17 protein-coding genes and 1 pseudogene are annotated in these 18,241 nt (G+C 67.5%); 9 read left to right on the forward strand and 9 right to left on the reverse strand.

The genetic code is table 11. From position 1 onward, the window contains the following. Positions 1–14: 14 nt before the first annotated feature. From ACWRN3_RS17715 to ACWRN3_RS17745, 7 genes and pseudogenes are all read right to left on the reverse strand, one after another. The gene (locus ACWRN3_RS17715; protein ID WP_324643351.1) at positions 15–1,280 is read right to left on the reverse strand and encodes a multidrug effflux MFS transporter; all 1,266 of its coding nucleotides are present in this window, start codon (positions 1,278–1,280) and stop codon (positions 15–17) included. Positions 1,281–1,425: 145 nt separating this feature from the next. After that, on the reverse strand, positions 1,426–3,546 hold the full coding sequence (gene pabB / locus ACWRN3_RS17720; RefSeq protein WP_476741447.1) for an aminodeoxychorismate synthase component I: 2,121 nt from the start codon (positions 3,544–3,546) through the stop codon (positions 1,426–1,428). Between the two features lie 33 nt (positions 3,547–3,579). Continuing rightward, positions 3,580–4,131 (reverse strand): DUF2231 domain-containing protein, encoded by a 552-nt coding sequence (locus ACWRN3_RS17725; RefSeq protein ID WP_476741448.1) that lies wholly within the window; start codon positions 4,129–4,131, stop codon positions 3,580–3,582. Between the two features lie 72 nt (positions 4,132–4,203). Then, on the reverse strand, positions 4,204–4,737 hold the full coding sequence (locus ACWRN3_RS17730; protein WP_476741449.1) for a low molecular weight protein-tyrosine-phosphatase: 534 nt from the start codon (positions 4,735–4,737) through the stop codon (positions 4,204–4,206). A gap of 138 nt (positions 4,738–4,875) precedes the next feature. Beyond that, positions 4,876–5,503, reverse strand: a pseudogene (locus tag ACWRN3_RS17735) (LysE family transporter). Positions 5,504–5,581: 78 nt separating this feature from the next. After that, positions 5,582–6,400, reverse strand: a complete 819-nt coding sequence (locus tag ACWRN3_RS17740; RefSeq protein ID WP_255173528.1) for a methyltransferase domain-containing protein — start codon at positions 6,398–6,400, stop codon at positions 5,582–5,584. 29 nt (positions 6,401–6,429) lie between these two features. After that, on the reverse strand, positions 6,430–6,930 hold the full coding sequence (locus tag ACWRN3_RS17745) for a MarR family winged helix-turn-helix transcriptional regulator (RefSeq protein ID WP_255173527.1): 501 nt from the start codon (positions 6,928–6,930) through the stop codon (positions 6,430–6,432). Positions 6,931–7,132: 202 nt separating this feature from the next. Here ACWRN3_RS17745 and ACWRN3_RS17750 point away from each other — a divergent pair, with 202 nt between their 5' ends. Beyond that, positions 7,133–9,334 (forward strand): MMPL family transporter, encoded by a 2,202-nt coding sequence (locus ACWRN3_RS17750; protein ID WP_476741450.1) that lies wholly within the window; start codon positions 7,133–7,135, stop codon positions 9,332–9,334. 19 nt (positions 9,335–9,353) lie between these two features. Here ACWRN3_RS17750 and ACWRN3_RS17755 read toward each other — a convergent pair whose 3' ends face one another. Continuing rightward, positions 9,354–10,283, reverse strand: coding sequence for an NAD-dependent epimerase/dehydratase family protein (locus ACWRN3_RS17755; protein ID WP_476741451.1), 930 nt, complete (start codon positions 10,281–10,283; stop codon positions 9,354–9,356). Between the two features lie 125 nt (positions 10,284–10,408). On the opposite strand from ACWRN3_RS17755, the gene ACWRN3_RS17760 reads away from it, so the two are divergent. Further along, the gene (locus tag ACWRN3_RS17760) at positions 10,409–11,155 is read left to right on the forward strand and encodes a TetR/AcrR family transcriptional regulator (RefSeq protein ID WP_476741452.1); all 747 of its coding nucleotides are present in this window, start codon (positions 10,409–10,411) and stop codon (positions 11,153–11,155) included. Positions 11,156–11,251: 96 nt separating this feature from the next. After that, positions 11,252–11,548 carry a hypothetical protein gene (locus ACWRN3_RS17765; protein ID WP_255173524.1) on the forward strand — a complete coding sequence of 99 codons (297 nt, stop codon included), beginning with the start codon at positions 11,252–11,254 and terminating at the stop codon, positions 11,546–11,548. 18 nt (positions 11,549–11,566) lie between these two features. Here ACWRN3_RS17765 and ACWRN3_RS17770 read toward each other — a convergent pair whose 3' ends face one another. Continuing rightward, positions 11,567–12,814: an MFS transporter gene (locus ACWRN3_RS17770; protein WP_476741453.1), complete on the reverse strand. Its 1,248-nt coding sequence runs from the start codon at positions 12,812–12,814 to the stop codon at positions 11,567–11,569. Positions 12,815–12,911: 97 nt separating this feature from the next. Between ACWRN3_RS17770 and ACWRN3_RS17775 the strand changes: the two genes are divergently transcribed. The 6 genes from ACWRN3_RS17775 to ACWRN3_RS17800 all read left to right on the forward strand — a co-directional run bounded on the left by ACWRN3_RS17775 (position 12,912) and on the right by ACWRN3_RS17800 (position 18,069). Further along, positions 12,912–13,235 (forward strand): ArsR/SmtB family transcription factor, encoded by a 324-nt coding sequence (locus ACWRN3_RS17775; RefSeq protein ID WP_476741454.1) that lies wholly within the window; start codon positions 12,912–12,914, stop codon positions 13,233–13,235. Between the two features lie 174 nt (positions 13,236–13,409). Further along, positions 13,410–15,278, forward strand: coding sequence for a molecular chaperone DnaK (dnaK, locus tag ACWRN3_RS17780; RefSeq protein WP_324643341.1), 1,869 nt, complete (start codon positions 13,410–13,412; stop codon positions 15,276–15,278). Between the two features lie 3 nt (positions 15,279–15,281). Further along, a complete protein-coding gene (locus tag ACWRN3_RS17785) occupies positions 15,282–15,983 on the forward strand; it encodes a nucleotide exchange factor GrpE (protein WP_324643340.1) in 702 nt (233 codons plus the stop codon). 76 nt (positions 15,984–16,059) lie between these two features. Further along, positions 16,060–17,031 (forward strand): DnaJ C-terminal domain-containing protein, encoded by a 972-nt coding sequence (locus ACWRN3_RS17790; protein ID WP_255173520.1) that lies wholly within the window; start codon positions 16,060–16,062, stop codon positions 17,029–17,031. A gap of 15 nt (positions 17,032–17,046) precedes the next feature. After that, positions 17,047–17,472, forward strand: coding sequence for a heat shock protein transcriptional repressor HspR (locus ACWRN3_RS17795; protein ID WP_141159097.1), 426 nt, complete (start codon positions 17,047–17,049; stop codon positions 17,470–17,472). 210 nt (positions 17,473–17,682) lie between these two features. Beyond that, entirely contained in the window at positions 17,683–18,069 is a 387-nt protein-coding gene (locus tag ACWRN3_RS17800) for a hypothetical protein (RefSeq protein WP_476741455.1), read from the forward strand. Positions 18,070–18,241: the final 172 nt, after the last annotated feature.

An 18,241-nucleotide genomic window follows, 5' to 3' on the forward strand; every position in this document is an offset into this window, starting at 1 on the left:
GCCCAGCGAGCCAGTCAGTCCGCACTGACCCGCTGCCCGTCGTCGTGCCCGGCGTGCTCAGGCCAGCCGCCCTTGCGGTAGGCAGGGGTTCCCAGGGCCAGCACGAGCACCGCCACGGTGCAACTGCCAATCATGACGCTGACCATCGACAGGGAATTCCCGCCCAGGAGTCCAACCAGGGGGCTCACCAGTCCGGCGACCCCGGACTGCAGGGCTCCGATGACAGCCGCCGCCGTTCCCGCCATGTGGCCGTAGTTGTGCAGCGCGAGCACTGAGGCGTTGGCCGGGATCATGCCCTGGGCTGACAGGACCAGCCACAGGCCGGCCACCAGGCCCACCGCGCCGCCGGCACCCGTGGCCACCACGCCGAGCAGCACCAGGGCCAGGCTCAACTGGACCAGGAGGGCGGTGCGCAGGAGGCGGACGGGCGGGAACTTCCGGACCAGGGCGGCGTTGAGCTGGGCCGAAAGGACAAGCGCGGCGCCGTTCAGGGCGAACACGAGGGCGAACTGCTGGGCGGTGAGGCCGTACTCGTTCTGGAAGACGAAGGGCGAACCCACCACGTAACTCATGATCAGGGCCAGCCCCAGTCCGGGGATGACGGCCAGCGCCATGAAGTGCCTGTCCCGCAGCAGCACCCAGTAGGCGGCCGCCACGTGCCGCGGGTGGCCCGGGCTGCGGCTGTCCCCGGGCAGCGTTTCCGGCATGAACTTCCAGACAATTGCCACCAGGACCACCCCGATGAGCGCCAGTGCATAGAAGACAGCGCGCCAGTTCCAGAGCCCGGCGATGGCCTGGCCCACAGTGGGGGCCAGGAGCGGAGCCACACCGATGACCAGCATCAGCCGCGACAGCAGCCGGGCGGCGTCGGAGCCGACGAAGCGGTCGCGGATCACCGCGAGTGCCACCACGGCAGCGGCGGCGTTGAAGAAGCCCTGCAGCACTCGCAGCCCTGTCAGCGTTTCGATGTTCGGCGTCAGGGAACACAGCAGCGAGATGGCTACGTGCAGCGAGATGCCGATGAGCAGCGGAAGCCGCCGGCCGAACCGGTCCGAGAACGGACCGATCACCAGCTGGCCGATTCCGCCGCCCACCAGGGTTCCGGACAACGTCAGCTGGACAGCGGTCTGGGTGGTGTGGAGGTCGGCCTCGACGGCGGGCAGCGAGGGCAGGTACATGTCCGTGGTGAGGGCGGGGAGCGCGGCCAGGGCGCCAAGCATGAGAACGTACTTGACGCTGCGCGGTGCCTTGCTGTTCTGGGGAGGGGACGGTTCCGTCACGCGGCATACCTAACTTGTGTTGAAGCACCCAGGGATGGGTCCGCCGCCTGGCTTGGGCGGTTCAGCTAGGTCAGGGGCTTACCCCCGGGGGCGTCTTCCTAAACGGGCGTCCGCGGAGTGGATGCCCCACCGCCCGGGTTCAGCGTCAGTCTTCGGGGAAAGCGGCGCCCAGGGTGGAGAGCACCCCGTAGGCCTTGGTCCGGATTTCGTCGTATTCGTCGTCCGGAACGGAATCCGAAGTAATGGCACCGCCGACGCCGAGCGAGAGTTCAGCCGTTCCGTCGCCGGCTGTGCTGATCACCAGTGTCCTGATGGCGACGGCGAGGTCGGCCGCCGCGTTGAGTGAGAAGTAGCCGATGGCCCCTGAGTACAGCCCGCGCGGCCCTGCCTCCAGCTGGTCCAGGATGGCCATGGTGCTGATCTTGGGGGCGCCAGTCATGGAGCCTGCCGGGAAGCACGCAGCGACTGCCTCGGCCCGCGGTGCGCCCGGGAGGAGTCGGGCGTCAATGGTGCTGACCATCTGGTGGACGGTGGCATAGCTTTCGATCGCGCAGAGCCGGCTGACCGTCACGGAACCGGGCTCCGCGAAATGGCTGAGGTCGTTGCGCAGCAGGTCCACGATCATGATGTTCTCGGCCCTGTCCTTCAGGGACGTGGCCAGGTCCTCGCGCAACCGCTTGTCCTCCTGCGGGTCAGCAGCCCGGCGCCGGGTTCCCTTGATCGGTTCGGCGCGCATGCCGCCGTCGGACGCGATCTTCAGGAACCGCTCGGGCGAGGTGCTGGCCACGGCAAGGTTTCCCAGCCGGAGGTAGCTGGCAAACGGGGCCGGGTTCCTCCGGCGCAGCGCCAGATAGGTGGTCCATGGATCCACCGACGTTGCCTGCACGCTGGCTTCGAGCGTGGTGGTCAGGCAAACCTCATACGTGTTTCCCTGGGCGATCTGGTGCTGGGCGGCGGTGATCTTCTCCCGGTACCGCGCACCCGTGTCCCGGCTGCGGAAGGACGGGGCTGTGGAAGGCGCGACGCCGGTGCTGCCGCCGGCTTGCGCTGCCGGGCCATCCGACGGCGGCCGTGCCCCGCTGTTGGCGGCTTCCACTGCTGCCCTGGCCTGCGCCAGCCACTCCACGGAGTCGGGGGCCTCCAGGGCCAGGAGCCAGGCGGCGCCTTCGGCATGGTCCAGGACCACGGCCCTGCCGGCGAAGATCAGGGCAGCGTCCGGGGTGGGCGCGGACAGGTCGCTGCCGCCCGTTTCGCGCTTCAGCTCGTAACCCAGGCAGCCGAGCCAGCCCAGGGTGAAATCACAGGGATAGCCGTCCGGGGTGCGTACGGCCCGGCGGCCCCACACGGTGTCCAGCCAGCGGAAGAAGGGGCCGGGGACCTTGGCAGTGGAGGAGCCCGTGCTGATCAGGCTCACCCCCGAACGGTGCGTCATGAACTGTCCGAAGGCGCCGGCGTCGTCCGCCATGATGCTGAACCTGCTGCGCTCCGCAGCAGTCCGGGCCGCCGGGTCTTCGCTGTTTTCTCCAGGGCCTGCCTGTCCGATGCCGCCCAGGGCGGTGTCAGCGTTGGAGGAATCCAGCCAGACGGCATTGGCCGACCGTCCGTACAGCGACTGGAACAGTGCCGGTGCGTCCGGGAGGGCGTCAAGTCGCTCGACATGGAGCCGCAGGCCGCGGCGTGCGGACAGTTCCGGGGCCAGGGCAGGCGCCAGGGCCGGCAGGCAGGGGAGGAGCTTCAGGAGGTCCGCCGGAGCTGATCCGTCAGCGAGGTTCTGGACGCGGAGGTCTGCGTGGGCGGGGACGTCGTCCCGGCCCAGCCACTCTTCTTCCTGGGCGGCCCACTGGTCCCAGTACGGCTCGTAGGTTTCACCGTCGCGGCCCAAAGCCCGGGTCCGGCGGACGTCGTCCGGAGACTCGGCCCAGATGACGGCGCCAAGCATGGGCCGGGCAGCCTCCGCGGCGGCCCCCACTCCCTCCACGATGACGATCTCCGCGGGCAGCGTGACCCGGGAGTCGCCGTCGTAATGGTTCTCCCAGTCCCAGCTGGTCCAGGTGGCGGCCTCGCCACGGCTCAGCGGCGCGAGGACAGTGCTGACATAGCGCTCCACGCCTGCCGCCAGCCCATCCCAGCCCGGGTAGATGTCCTCAAGGTGGAACAGGGACACCTTGTGGTGGGCGCGGAGCCGGGCCGCGAGTTCGACGGCGAGGGTGGTCTTCCCTGCGCCGGAGCGCCCGTCGACGGCGATGATGACGGGGGCTGGGCTCATGGACTAGAGCGTACCGTTTTCCGTTGGACGCTTTCATTCATGAATGACGCGCTGCCGTGAGGCATGGCGGCCGCTGCTGAGGTGGCCGCCCAGGAACCCGCTCACCAGCAGCAGGACGGCCCCCGCCCGCGCCAGCCGCACACCCCGCCGGTGGTTGCCGCGGGACCGGGCCCTCCAGGAGGCGACGTACACCAGGGTGGCTGCCGCGTTGGCGGCGGCGTGCACAATCCCGACGCGCTTCAGGGCGCGGTCCTTGCCGGACCAGGTTGCCCAGCCGGACAGGGCGGTGGGAACGGCGGTGATGACGCCGAGGGCCACCAGCCGCTGGGCGGAGCGGCGGGACGCCTGGTCATCAAAGAAATCCAGGAACACCGCCGACCACCAGGCGCCAAAGGGTGCGTCGGTAAGGATGGTGTGCAGCGGAATGCCCGTGGTGTCGCCGCGGACCAGGCTGGCGATGTTGGGCTGCGCCATGAGGCGCGACGCCAGCGGTTCTGCGGCCTTGACGGCAGCGTCCAGGGGTTTTGCTTCCTCAAGTGTGCCAAGGAGACGGGTGTACCTGCCGGTGCTGGGTGCGGCGTGCATGCAGCACAAAATACTCCAGGCGCTGCCGGATTGCACCATGTTTTCCTGCGCCGTTATTGCGCCTGGAAGCTGCTAGTGCGGCTGAAGCTGCGTGTTCTGCAGGACCGCTGCCTTGATGTGCTGGACCAGGCCCGGCAGCGCCGTGTGGATCTGGTGCCAGACGGCGTCGAAATCCGCATGCCCGCCGTACCAGGGGTCCTCGATGCCCTGCTCCAGCCGGTCCCTCCCGGCCATGGCGGGATCGAAGCTGCGGAGCATCCGGATCTTGTCCAGGGACTCCTGGTCCGGTGCGGCTTCGCTGAGCCAGGCGTAGTGGTCAATGTCCAGGGCCAGGATCAGGTCGCGCTCGCGGAACCACTCCGGCGCCCACTCCCGGGCCACGTGGTGTTCCGATGCCAGTTGCGTCACTGCGAGGCGGCGTGCGGCGCGGGGATCGATGGGCCGGCCGGCCTCGTATCCGGTGGTGCCTGCGGAATCCACCTCCACCAGCCCCTCCAGGCCCTCGCGTTCGAGCGCTGCCTGGAGCATGAGCTCGGCCATGGGGGACCGGCAGATGTTGCCCGTGCAGACAGTGATGACGCGGTATGCGCTCGACGTTGAGGTCATGGAACTAAGCATGCGCGCTTCCCATCACCTTTGGCTAGCCGCCTGTTCACAAAGTTTTACGGGCTTGTAAAGAAGCATTACTGGGCGTGAAAAGGGTACCTGCACACTGGCGTAAAGCGCCGTCGCGAACCAGTCCCGTCAGTGGATCAGGGCCAGCAGGATGCCCACCCCCACGAACAGGGAGGGCGCCGAACACCCTGCTGAGGACCAGCTGGCCCCGTTCCGTGCTGGTGAAGCGCTGGAATGACCTGGCGGCGGCGGCAAAGAAGAACCACATCACCAAAATATCGATGACCACAATGGTGGCCGTCAGCACCGCGTACTGGGTGAACAAAGGCTGTTCCGGCCGGATGAACTGGGGGGTGAAGGCCAGGAAGAACACGATGGCCTTCGGGTTCAGCAGGTTGACCCAGAAGCCGCGCCTGAAGATGGACCAGGCGGGTTCGTTCCGGAGGGCAGCGGCCTGCTCCTGTGCCATCGTGGGCTTGCTGAGGAACTGGCGGATGCCCAGGTACACCAGGTAGGCCGCGCCCGCGTAGCGGATCACGTTGAAGGCAAGGGGAGAGCTGGCCACCAGCACGCCAACGCCGAGGGCGACAATCAGGACATGCACGACCAGCGCCGCCTGCTGGCCCAGAATTCCCCAAATGGACCGGCGGAACCCCGCATTCAGCGAGTTGCTCATGGTGTTGATGGCCCCGGCGCCCGGGGTGAAGCTGATCAGGGCGCCGGCACCCGCAAGGGCCAGCCACAGGGAAAATTGCACTACACAATCTTACGGGGGCAAAGGCCTGTCTTTCCGTCAGCCGCAGGGGCCGGCGGGCCAGGGCTGGGGCAATGCAACCTAGGCCCGCGCGATGACCTCACCGTTCGGGATCAGGAACCAGCCGTCGTCCGTGGAGCCCCAGCGGTGCCAGCCCGCTGAGATCCGGGCGAGGTCGGCCGCGTTGGCGAATCCGTACTCCAGCGCCTGCTCGGCGAAGGCGGAATGGAGCACCCGCTCACCCCAGACGCGTGCCTGCCAGCGGCGCTGCTGCGCCGTGGCGTAAAGCCAGTTGCTGCTGGTGGGGGCGACGTCGGTGAATCCCGCAGACTGGGCCCAGCTGACCAGCCGCCGCCCGGCGTCGGGCTCTGCTCCATTGCGCCGGGCAATCCGCTGGTAAAGGTCCATCCACTCGTCCAGTTCCGGGATCTCCGGGTACCAGCTCATGCCGTGGAAGTCTGCGTCCCGGACGGCCACGATGCCGCCGGGTTTGGCGACGCGGCGCATCTCGCGCAATGCCTCGACGGGGTCTGTGAGGTGCTGGAGCACCTGGTGGGCGTGGACGACGTCGAACGTTTCGTCGGCGAAGTCCACGTCGTAGATGTTGCCTGCCACAAATTCGATGTTGGGCACTTCCCGCTCGACGGCGAGGGCCTGGGCCTGTGCCACGATGTCCGGCGAACGGTCCAGGCCGGTGACTTTGCCGGGGTTGACCAGGGCTGCGAAGTCGCAGGTGATGGTGCCCGGCCCACACCCGACGTCGAGCAGGGTGGATCCCGGTGTGAGGTGGGGGAGGACGAACGCGGCCGAATTTTCGGCAGTCCTGGCGGCGTGGGCGCGGACTACGGACTCGTGGTGGCCATGCGTGTAGACGTCGTCTTCAGGCTGCTGGTCGCTCATAACCAAACGCTACCCCTTGGGAGCGGAGGCTACCCGGATTCTGTCCTTGCCGCCACGGTGGCATCGATCATCGCCGTCATGAAGCGGGTGACGGTATCCAGTTCCTCTTCAGTAAACCCGGCCATGGCACTGCCCATGCGCTGCGCCAGCGGGGCGAAGATGGCGCCGCCCTCCTGGAAGGCCTTGGGGGTCATCTTCAGCTGGACCTGCCGCCGGTCCGTGCTGTGCCGCTCCCTGACCACGTGCCCGGAGTTGTCCAGCCGGTCGATCAGTGCCGTGGTGGCGGGGGAGCTCAGGTTGAGTTCCTTCCGCAGCAGCCCGGGCGTGACCACGTTGCCCCTGGCGGTGTGGCGCATGATCACGGCGAGTGCGTTCATGTCCGTACGGTGCATGTCCTTGCGGTCCCCGGCGGCATCCACGTACCGGTTCGCCTCGATGGTGAACTCCTGCAGGATCCGGAGCAGCGGGTGGCCGAACTGCGGGCCCGCCTGTTCGAAGGGGGATGGCTGGGGGGCGTCTGTTTCTGCCATCTCCACCTCCCTTGTCTTTGCTCCCGGCCCATTTCCTGCGCCGGCGTCCTGACGGATATTACTCCAGCGGCGGGCATCGACGGCTGCCGCCGCTGCCAGTCGGGGCCAATCACCAAAAAAGCTTGACTGGCACTTATCTCTGTTATGGAGATAATCTATGCTGGAACAAATACTACTCCCCACGCTCACCATGGAAGGCATCATGAAACGCACAAAAGTTGGCAGGGAACGCGTTCCGTTCTGGCTGCGCTGGCTGGTACCCGTTGTCCTGGTGCTGACGTGGCTGGGACTGGCCGGGGTCGGCGGACCCACCTTCGGCCGCCTGGAGGAGGTCTCCTCCAACGACCAGGCATCCTTCCTGCCCGCCAGCGCCGAAGCCACGGAGGCGCAGGACTGGCAGGCGAAGTTCCGCGACTCCGATGAGGTTCCCGGCATCATCGTCATCGAGCAGGACGGGGCCTTCACGCCCCAGCAGCTCGGGGAGCTGGCCACCCTGAAGACCGGCCTGGAGAACCGCAAGCTGGGCAGCACTGTCATTGGCCCGATTCCGTCCAAGGACGCCAAGGCCGTCCAGTTCGTGGTTCCCATTGGGTCCTCGGACGAAATCAAGGACGCCGTCAAGGAACTCCGCAGTACGGTGGAAGAGGCGGCGCCGGACGGTGCCCGGACCTTCGTGACCGGTCCGGCAGGCCTCGCGGCAGACCTGACGGCGGCCTTCGGCGGCATTGACGGCATTCTCCTGCTCGTGGCCCTCTCCGCCGTGTTTGTGATCCTCCTGATCGTCTACCGGTCCCTGCTGCTGCCCATCATGGTGCTGCTGACATCCGTGTTTGCCCTGTGTGCGGCCATCCTGCTGGTCTTCGGCATGGCGAAGGCGGGCTGGATCCAGCTCAACGGACAAAGCCAGGGCATCCTCTCCATCCTGGTGATCGGTGCCGCCACCGACTACGCCCTGCTCTTCGTGGCCCGCTTCCGCGAGGCCCTTACCCACACCACCAACCGCACGGCCGCCGTCCTGACCGCCTGGAAGGCGTCCTTCGAGCCCATCCTGGCTTCCGGCGCCACCGTAATCATCGCGCTCCTGTGCCTGCTCTTCTCCGACCTGAACTCCAACAAGGCCCTGGGCCCGGTGGCCGCCGCAGGCATCCTCTGTGCCCTGTTCGCCGCACTGACCCTGCTGCCCGCCCTGATGGCACTGCTCGGCCGCGCCGCGTTCTGGCCGTTCCGCCCCAAGCTCCTCCCCGCAGACCAGCGTGAACCCGAACTGGTCACCGGACTGGAGGGCCAGAAGGGCCTGTGGCGGGCCACCGGGTCGCTCGTTTCGCGGCGACCCAGGACCGTCTGGGTCGCCTCGGTCCTCCTGCTCCTCGTGGCCGCGGGCGGACTGTTCCAGCTGAAAGCCAACGGCGTGCCGCAGACGGACGTCATCCTCACCGCGTCCAACGCTGTGGACGGCCAGGACGCGTTGGCGCGCCACTTCGACGCCGGCAGCGGCAGCCCCGCCGTCGTGGTTGCCGACCAGGGCAAAGCCGCGGAGGTGCTGGACAAGGTGAAAGCCGACGACGGCGTGGGCGAGGCTTACCTGCTGGGCCGCGGCAGCGTGCCCGTCACCGGAGCCCCGGGCGCTCCCACCGCACCGGACGTCCGGGACGGGAAGGTCCTCATCAACGCCACGCTGAAGAACGCCGCGGACTCGCTGGAGGCGGAGGAGACCATCAAGGCCCTGCGCACCGAGGTGAAGGCCGTTGATCCCGGCGCCCTGGTGGGTGGCGTGACAGCCACGGCGCTGGACACCAACACCACCGCCCAGCATGACCTGGTGGTCATCATCCCGGTGGTCCTGGTGGTGATCCTCTTCATCCTGATGCTGCTGCTGCGCTCCATTGTGGCCCCGGTCCTGCTGGTGCTCTCCGTGGTGGTGTCCTACGCGGCCGCGCTGGGAGTGTCGGCCTTCGTGTTCAACAACCTCTTCGGTTTCCCGGGAGCCGACGCCACCGTTCCGCTGTTCGGCTTCGTCTTTCTGGTGGCCCTGGGCGTGGACTACAACATCTTCCTGATGAGCCGCGTCCGCGAGGAATCGCTCAAGCACGGCACCCGGCCCGGCATCCTGCGCGGCCTGGTGGTGACCGGCGGCGTCATTACCTCGGCCGGCGTGGTGCTGGCCGCGACGTTCGCCGCCCTTGGCGTCATCCCCATCATGTTCCTGGTGCAGCTGGCCTTCATCGTGGCATTCGGCGTCCTGCTCGATACCGTGCTGGTGCGCTCGCTGCTGGTGCCGGCCCTGGCCTACGACATCGGGCCGAAGATCTGGTGGCCCAGCAAGCTGGGGCGGACCGATGGCCGGGACGCCGTGCAGCCGCGGGAGCCCGGCGTCGAGCCCCGGGAAGAGGTTCCCACCCGCTAGCCCCTGCGTTGCGCCCGGATTAACGCTGCTGCCGCCACCATTCCACGGTGGCGGCAGCAGCCGTTTCCAGCGGCGTGTGGCTGACGCCAAGCGCGGCCTCGGAAGCTGCGGAGTCCATGACGAAGGGCCGCTCAAACTGGTACAGCATCTCCGCCAGCTCGCGGGCGCCGGCTGAAACGAGCGCCGCCGCCCGGAGTGTCCAGCCGGGAAGGACGCGCACCTTCGGGGCGGGCCGTCCCGCCGCCGCAGCGAAGGCCCCAGCAAGTTCCTTCTGCGTGCGCGCCGGCCCCGTCGGGGCATGCCACACGGCGTTCCAGGCGGACGGTTGGTCAGCGGCCGCGATCATGGCGCCGGCCAGGTCGGGTACGTAGGTGAACGAGTGCGGCTGGCTGGCGCTTCCCATCACGCTGACGTTCTTTCCTGCAAGGACCGGCGCCACCATGCGCTCGCCGGCGTGCGCCATCCGGACGCGCGGCCCAAAGAAGTCGCCGGCCACCACGCTTACCGTGGGCGTGGCTGAGGCCTCGCGGTCCTGCAGCAGGTCCGTCCGCACACCGCGCTTGCCCCCGGTGGCCCGGCGCGGGCCGGCCTCGGTGATCACGCGGTCCGGCTCGCTGTAGGAGTAGAGGCTTTCAGGGAAGACGACGACGGCGCCCACCTCCTGCGCGGCGCTGAGCACTGCCTGCTCGGCGGCAGGCAGCTCCGCCCGCCATGCCGCCGCGGTGTACGCCGATCCGTGGATGCAGTGGAAGACGGCTTTGGCGCCGGCAAAGGCAGTGCGCAGAACCGCCGGATCCTTGGCATCCCCGCTGATGCGCTCGATGAGCGGGTGGTCCGGTCCGCTGCCCGACCGGGTCAGGACGCGCACCTGCCGTCCCCGGTCCGCCAATTGTTCCGCTACCGTCCAGCCCACGGGTCCCGCCCCGGTCACAACATATACGTCAGGCACTTCTGTCTCCCTTTCAGTAAATGAGAGCAGTGCTCTCGAAAACAAGAATGCGCGTCCAGGATCGCAAAGTAAAGAGCAGTGCTCTCTTTAGCTCCCCGCGCTCTCGCTTGTGGCATGCTGGGGTCATGGATGATGCCCGCGGAACAACCGCCCACCAGCCCCGGCCCCTTACGCCCCGGCAGCGCGCGCGGTCGCAGACCGTGGCGGACATTGTCCGGCTGGGCAGGCAGCACCTGGCAACCGACGGTGCGGCGGCCCTCTCCCTGCGGGCCGTGGCAAGGGATCTGGGAGTGGTGTCCTCCGCCGTTTACCGCTACGTGGAGAGCCGGGACGAACTGCTTACGCTGCTGCTTATCGATGCCTTCGGCGAACTGGGGGATGAGGTGGACGCGGCCGTTGCGGCGGCGCCGGAGGGCGATCATCTTGGCCGGTTCCTGGCCCTGGGTGGAGCCGTCAGGACGTGGGCGCTGCGCGAGCCTGCCAGCTATGCGCTTCTGTTCGGCAGCCCGGTTCCCGGCTACAACGCCCCGGCCGAACGCACCACGGGCCCCGGCACGCGCGTCATCGTCAGCCTCATCGGCATCCTGGACGCCGCCTCCCGGGCGGGGCAGTTGGCGGTTGCGGGACCATCCCCGCAGCTTCCGCCCACCCTGGCCGCCGACCTGGAGGCCATCCGCCGGGAATTCGGGCTGGCCATTCCGGACGAGCTGGTGGCGCGGGGCGTTTTGGTGTGGAGCTCCCTGTTTGGTGCCGTCAGCTTCGAAGTGTTCAACCAGTACGGGCCGGACACCTTCCGGGCACCGCATGAACTCTTCGACCATCACCTCGCCGTCCTGGCAGGGACCGCGGGGCTGTCGGTGCAGCCCTCCTGATGGGGGGGGCGGTTCAAGGCCTGTTGGTGCGCCCGCCCCGTCGATAGACTGCCAGTGCGCCCGGACGGACGCGGAGCCTCGAAGGAGAGATGCACCATGACTGAAAATCCTGAAGTTGCAGCCGAGGAGCCCCGCAAGGGCGGCAGCGCACCCGGTCTGGAGGGGGAGGGCGGCCAGTACGTGGACGGGGACTATGGCGACGCCGGCACCCTCAACGAGCCCGACCGTGACGTTTCGGATGGCGAATACGAGGAAGGCGACTACGGCGACGCCGGCACCACCGGAGGCGCCCGGACGGAGCGTGCCGTCCGCGAGGGCCTCACCGACGGCCAGGTCCAGGCGACCGATGAGGAGCGCGGACCGCTCCATGGGCGCCCCGACTCCAGCCGGTAGGCACCCGCAAGGGTCTCCTTATCCGACGGCGTCCGCCGCTACCAGGCCGTCCTCGTTGGTGGGTTGGGCGTCCTTGCTGCGGGCGCGGCTGATGGCTGCCACCGCAGCCAGGACCGTCACCAGGCTTCCATAGGCGTAGGTGGTGACCGGGAGGGACAGGATGGGGGCAAGCAGGCCTGCCAGCACTGCCGGAACGCCGAAGGCCGTGTAGGCCACGACGAAGAGCGAGGCAAAAGTCCCGGCGCGTTCATGATCCTCCACCAGGGGGCTGATGGACCGGATGACGCCCATGAAGGCAGTGCCGAAACCGGCGCCTGCCACCACCACAGCGGCCAGGAACAGGCCAAACGAATCCAGGCCGAGGGCCAGCAGCGACAGTGCGGTCCCCACGGCCAGCGCCGTGGTGCCGAAAATGGTGATGGTGCGGGCTCCAAAGCGGTGCAGGAAGGCCGCCGACGCGGCTCCTGTCCCCGCCAGGATGGTGATCACCATGCCCTGCCACAGATGCTCCCGGATGCCGAAAGTGGTGTGCACGATCGCGGCGCCAAGGGAGAGGTACAGCCCGCCCGTGGCCCAGCCGGCAAAAACGGCCGGGGCGCCGGTGAGGAATGCGCGGCGTGCGGCCGGCGGCAGGGTCAGGTGCGGCTTGAGTGAAGCCGCCGCCCCGGCCGTGCGGGGTGAGGTTTCCGGGCAGGCCCACACCAGTGCGGCGAACGCCACGTACAGGACCGAGAGCGAGACGAACACCAGCACGCGGGGCTCCGCGAGGAGGTCCAGCAGCAGGCCCGATGCCAGCGCGCCCAGGGCCAGGCCCCCCAGGGGTGCCACCGTGTTCCAGGCGGCGCTGGAGCCCGGGTCATCCTCCGGTTCCAGATCGGCGATGGCCGCGGAGAGCGTGGTGAGGAGGATGCCGCTGGCCACCCCCTGGAGGACGCGGGCCGCCAGCAGCATCGCCAGCGAATCGGCTGCCAGGAAGGTCACGACGCTGCCGGCGAGCAGGAGGAATGCCGCGCTGATGACCGGGCGGCGGCCGAGGTGGTCGGAGATGGAACCGAAGACCAGCAGGGCCGCCAGGAGGGCCACGGCGTAGACGGCGAAGATCCCGGTGGTGGCCACCGGCAGCAGGTGCAGCTGCTCCTGCAGGGTGGGGTAGAACGGGGACGGCGCGCTGGCTCCGGCCATCATGGCTGCCGTGGCGGCGGCAATGAGGACGAAACCCAGCCGTCGGTGCGACTCTCTGGGCCGGACTGCGGGTGAGTGCGTCACAACATGCCGCCTTCTGCATTGGGGGTGTGGTTGGTTCGAAAATAATCGAAACCTCAGACTACTGGCATGTCCGCGATGGTTCAACTAAAGTCGAACCGTGGCTACACCGGCGAACCTCACCCATCCCGAACGCGCGGACCTCCATTTGCCCAGTGTGCTCTTCGCCCTGAGCGATCCCGACCGGCTGGAAATCGCACGCCAGCTCCGTGCCGGCCCCCTCGACATGGCCGAATGCGCCCTGAGCAATCCGGAGATGCCCAAGTCCACCAAGTCCCACCTAATGAAGGTGCTCCGCGAGGCAGGCATCATCCGAAACGAGGCCAACGGGCGCGGCCGCAGGCTGACCCTGCGCGCCGAGGACCTTGATGCCCGGTTCCCCGGATTGCTCGCCGCGGTCCTGGACGCGCCCGGCGCGGACTGACGCCTCCGCCCCGCCGGCGCGTGCCGCCGTCGTGCGCTGTTGTACGCCCTGAGCAAAGTTGAGCGTAGTTCACTCAACTTGTGTTGACATCCTTTGGCGGCTGAGTAGAGTTGAGTGCAGAACGCTCAACGCTTAGGGCGCCAACCAGTTTCCAAGGAAAGAAGGAAGCAACACATGTCACGTGCAGTAGGTATCGACCTCGGAACCACCAACTCCGTCGTCTCCGTTCTCGAAGGTGGCGAGCCCACCGTTATTGCCAACGCCGAGGGTGGCCGCACCACGCCGTCGGTCGTTGCATTCTCCAAGTCCGGCGAGGTCCTGGTTGGCGAGATCGCCAAGCGCCAGGCCGTCAACAACATCGAGCGCACCATCGCTTCGGTCAAGCGCCACATGGGCACCGACTGGAAGGTGGACATCGACTCCAAGAAGTACACCCCGCAGGAAATCTCCGCGCGTATCCTCATGAAGCTGAAGAACGACGCCGAGTCCTACCTGGGTGAAAAGGTCACCGACGCCGTCATCACCGTCCCGGCCTACTTCAACGACGCCGAGCGCCAGGCCACCAAGGAAGCCGGCGAGATCGCAGGCCTGAACGTCCTGCGCATCGTCAACGAGCCCACCGCCGCAGCACTCGCCTACGGCCTGGACAAGGGCAAGGAAGACGAACTCATCCTGGTCTTCGACCTCGGCGGCGGTACCTTCGACGTCTCCCTGCTGGAAGTCGGCAAGGACGAAGACAACTTCTCCACCATCCAGGTGCGCGCCACCGCCGGTGACAACCGGCTCGGTGGCGACGACTGGGACCAGCGGGTTGTCGACTACCTGCTGAACCAGCTCAAGGTGAAGGGCATCGACCTCTCCAAGGACAAGATCGCCCTGCAGCGCCTCCGCGAAGCAGCCGAGCAGGCCAAGAAGGAACTCTCCTCCTCGTCCAGCACCAACGTCTCCCTCCAGTACCTGTCCGTCACCCCCGACGGCCCGGTCCACCTGGACGAGCAGCTGACCCGCGCCAAGTTCCAGGACCTCACCAAGGACCTGCTGGAGCGCACCAAGAAGCCGTTCCACGACGTCATCAAGGAAGCCGGCATCAAGCTTTCCGACATCAACCACATCGTGCTGGTGGGCGGTTCAACCCGTATGCCCGCCGTGTCCGAGCTGGTGAAGGAACTGGCCGGCGGCAAGGAACCCAACAAGGGCGTCAACCCGGACGAGGTCGTGGCAGTCGGCGCAGCCCTGCAGGCCGGTGTGCTGAAGGGTGAGCGCAAGGACGTCCTCCTGATCGACGTCACCCCGCTGTCCCTCGGCATCGAGACCAAGGGTGGCGTGATGACGCACCTGATCGAGCGCAACACCGCCATCCCCACCAAGCGGTCCGAGACCTTCACCACCGCCGACGACAACCAGCCGTCCGTGGCCATCCAGGTCTTCCAGGGCGAGCGCGAGTTCACCCGGGACAACAAACCGCTGGGCACGTTCGAGCTGACCGGCATCGCTCCCGCACCGCGCGGCGTTCCCCAGGTTGAGGTCACGTTCGACATCGACGCCAACGGCATCGTCCACGTCTCCGCAAAGGACAAGGGCACCGGCAAGGAACAGTCCATGACCATCACCGGTGGCTCCAGCCTCTCCAAGGAAGACATCGACCGCATGGTCCGTGACGCCGAAGAGCACGCAGCCGAGGACAAGGCCCGCCGCGAGGCGACCGACACCCGCAACACGGCCGAGCAGCTGGCCTACTCCGTGGACAAGCTGATCGCCGACAACGCGGACAAGCTGCCCGAAGAGGTCAAGACCGAGGTCCAGGCCGACGTCGACGCCCTCAAGAAGGCCCTCGAAGGCACCGACGATGCCGCCGTGAAGACCGCGTTCGAGAAGCTGCAGGCTTCCCAGACCAAGCTCGGCGAGGCCATCTACTCCCAGGCCGGTTCCCCGGACGGTGCAGCCGCTCCCGGCGCTGAGGGTGCCGCCGGAGCTTCGGCAGGTTCCTCCGACGAAGACATCGTCGACGCCGAGATCATCGACGAAGACGAAGCGAAGAAGTAAACCATGCCGCACCACGGTAACGAGGAAGAGCACAACGCATCCGCCGGCCAGCAGAACACGCAGGGCAACGGCCAGGAGCCGGTCATCCGGGACCACCGCAAGGTTGACCCGGTGACCGGGCAGGCCCGGCACCCCGAGGGCGGCCAGTCCGCCCCCGGGGCCGGCGCCCAGGCCGGAGCAGCGGATTCCGACGGCGACGCGCTGGCCCAGGCCGAGGAGATTCTCAACGGCGTGGACGTGCCGGCCGAGGAATCCGTGGCCCAGGGGGCTCCGGCAGGGTCCACCGGCAACGCCGAGGCAGCCGAACTGCGCAATGACCTGCTCCGCCTCCAGGCTGAGTACGTCAACTACCGCAAGCGGGTTGAACGCGACCGCGCCGTGGCAGGGGAAATGGCCGTCATCGGCGTCCTGAACTCCCTGCTCCCGGTCCTGGACGACGTCGATGCCGCGCGGCAGCACGGTGACCTGACCGACGGTCCCTTCGCCGCGATCGCCACGAAACTGGAGAACGCGCTGAAGACCTACGGCCTGGTCCGCATCAACGAGACCGGTGTGGAGTTCGATCCCACGATCCACGAGGCCCTGATCCAGCAGCCCGGCGAGGACATCGAGGTTGACACCGTCAGCCAGGTCCTCCGCTCAGGCTACAAATCAGGAGAACGCGTCCTCCGCGCAGCCCAGGTCATCGTCGCTGTCCCTGCGTAGCATTACCTTCGGTGGTTGAGCCGGCCGGTTCCGGCTGGCTCAACCACCGACCCATAACTTTTGAAAGGAAACGCCAATGGCTAGCCAGGATTGGGTGGACAAGGACTTTTACAAGATCCTTGGTGTTGCCAAGGACGCTTCCGAAGCCGATATCAAGAAGGCCTACCGGAAGCTTGCGCGGCAGCACCACCCTGATACGAACGCGGGGAACGCTGCTTCCGAAAAGAAGTTCAAGGACATCTCCGAGGCCTATTCGGTGCTTTCGGATCCTGATGAGCGCCAGCAGTATGACGCGATCCGGGCCATGGGCAGCGGTGCACGTTTTGCTCCCGGCGGCGCCGGCGCCACGAACGGCGGTTTCGAGGACATGTTCGGCGGCCTGTTCACCGGCAACACCGGGCGTCACGCCGGAGGGTTCAACCCCGCCGGCGGCGGGATCCCGCCCGAGTTCGCAGACCTCTTCGGCGGCTTCGGCGGCGCACCCGGTTTCCAGCGCACCCCGCAGAAGGGTGCCGACCGTACCGCGACCACCAGCATTTCCTTCGCCGGGTCCATCCGCGGGACCACCATCGGCCTGCGCGAGCCCAGCGGCGAGGTCATCGACGTCCGCGTTCCGGCCGGCATCAAGGACGGCCAGAAGGTCCGTGTGCGCGGCAAGGGCCAGCCCGGTGCCGCCGGCAACGGCGATCTGGTGGTGTCCGTTTCCGTCCAGCCCCACGCCTTCTACACGCGCGACGGCGACAACCTCCGCATCCACGTACCCGTCACTTTCCCGGAGGCTGCTTTGGGAGCGGACATTGAGGTTCCCACCATCGACGGCGAGAAGGTCAAGGTGCGCGTTCCGGCCGGCACACCGTCGGGCCGTACCCTGCGGGTCAAGGGCAAAGGCGTGAAGACGTCCAAGGCCACAGGCGACCTCCTGGTGACCATCGACGTCGCGGTTCCCAAGAATCTCAACAAGGATGCCGAAGCTGCGGTCAAGGCGTTCGCCGAGGCCACGTCGTCGGCGGATGTCCGTGAGGGCCTGGCAGCCAAGGCCCGGCTCTAGGAGCGGAGGTGAGCCGTGGACATCAGTGCTGACCAGCCGATCTTCGTGATCTCCGTGGCTGCCGAGCTGGCGGACATGCACCCGCAGACCCTGCGGCAGTACGACAGGCTCGGCATCGTGAAGCCCAGCCGTGCCCCGGGCAAGTCCCGGCGCTACTCGCAGCGTGACGTGAACATGCTGCGCGAAGTGCAGCGGCTGTCCCACGAGGGTGTGTCGCTGGAGGGGATCAAGCGCATCCTGGAACTCGAAAACCAGGTGGCCGCGCTCCAAAGCCGGATCTCGGAACTCACCGAGGAACTGGGCCGCCGTCCGCGGGCGGTGGACTCCCGGATCTTTGCCGCCGGCGCCGCCGGTGACGTGGTGAGCCTGGCGCGTGGGCAGCGGCCCCGGCCACGGTCGCAGGCCATGGTGGTGTGGCGGCCGCGGGCCATCGGGCAGTAGAACCAAGCCAGTAGGACCCAGGCCGGCAGGTACCGCATTCCGGCGTTCCGCGAAATTAGAGTACCCACTACTCGTGACGGAAAAGCCCCCTGAAACTTGAATGGAACCATCGCCGGATCAGCGGCGATGGTTCCGCAAGTTCTGGGGGTTTTCCGTGTTTAAAGTTCTCAGCAAAGCTCTTAGCAGCAAGGCCCGGCCGTGAGCCTGGGAATGGAAGCCGTGGCTGCCTTCAGCGGCTCCGTGCCAGGACAGGTCCTGCTGGCCATCGGCCAGACCATCGTGGTGGTCTGCGTCTGCTTCGACATGGTCCGCGAGTTGTCCGTCCCGAGGTCACACCGGCGCTTCGTGGCCAGCACCGTGTTCCGGACCTTGGCCATTCCGTCGGTCATGGCCAACGCCTTGACCGTCTTCATCGCCCTGGTGATGTCGTCCTGGGTTGACGTGGTGATGGGCATGTTCGTGCTGGTGGCCATCGTCTTCCGCTTCCACTACAACAAGGACGAGGACAACTGGTGGAAGGGCAAGGGCAAGAAGCTCGCCCGCTGGGCCCGCCGGCAGTTCGCCGCCCGGACGTCCACCGCACCGGCCATGGGCTAGCTACACCGGCCAACAGTACAGCGGGGGTCCTGCATGCGGGTTGCACCGACCAGTTGCCCTGCAGCGGGTGGCCGCTTCGCTAGTCATGGACAGGGCAACGCCCCTCCCCTAGCTTGACGGAATATCCATTATCGGCGTTCGCAAATCGGCCCGGGAGGAGCCCTAAGAGCGG

It is taken from the genome of Pseudarthrobacter sp. rb (assembly GCF_056389225.1).

Bases quoted from the DNA above. Each gene is read 5' to 3' on its own strand.
- pabB (WP_476741447.1), bottom strand. From the start codon at position 3,546: ATGAGCCCAGCCCCCGTCATCATCGCCGTCGACGGGCGCTCCGGCGCA.
- ACWRN3_RS17725 (WP_476741448.1), bottom strand. From the start codon at position 4,131: ATGCACGCCGCACCCAGCACCGGCAGGTACACCCGTCTCCTTGGCACA.
- ACWRN3_RS17730 (WP_476741449.1), bottom strand. From the start codon at position 4,737: ATGACCTCAACGTCGAGCGCATACCGCGTCATCACTGTCTGCACGGGC.
- ACWRN3_RS17740 (WP_255173528.1), bottom strand. From the start codon at position 6,400: ATGAGCGACCAGCAGCCTGAAGACGACGTCTACACGCATGGCCACCAC.
- ACWRN3_RS17745 (WP_255173527.1), bottom strand. From the start codon at position 6,930: ATGGCAGAAACAGACGCCCCCCAGCCATCCCCCTTCGAACAGGCGGGC.
- ACWRN3_RS17750 (WP_476741450.1), top strand. From the start codon at position 7,133: ATGAAACGCACAAAAGTTGGCAGGGAACGCGTTCCGTTCTGGCTGCGC.
- ACWRN3_RS17760 (WP_476741452.1), top strand. From the start codon at position 10,409: ATGGATGATGCCCGCGGAACAACCGCCCACCAGCCCCGGCCCCTTACG.
- ACWRN3_RS17765 (WP_255173524.1), top strand. From the start codon at position 11,252: ATGACTGAAAATCCTGAAGTTGCAGCCGAGGAGCCCCGCAAGGGCGGC.
- dnaK (WP_324643341.1), top strand. From the start codon at position 13,410: ATGTCACGTGCAGTAGGTATCGACCTCGGAACCACCAACTCCGTCGTC.
- ACWRN3_RS17785 (WP_324643340.1), top strand. From the start codon at position 15,282: ATGCCGCACCACGGTAACGAGGAAGAGCACAACGCATCCGCCGGCCAG.
- ACWRN3_RS17790 (WP_255173520.1), top strand. From the start codon at position 16,060: ATGGCTAGCCAGGATTGGGTGGACAAGGACTTTTACAAGATCCTTGGT.
- ACWRN3_RS17800 (WP_476741455.1), top strand. From the start codon at position 17,683: ATGGAAGCCGTGGCTGCCTTCAGCGGCTCCGTGCCAGGACAGGTCCTG.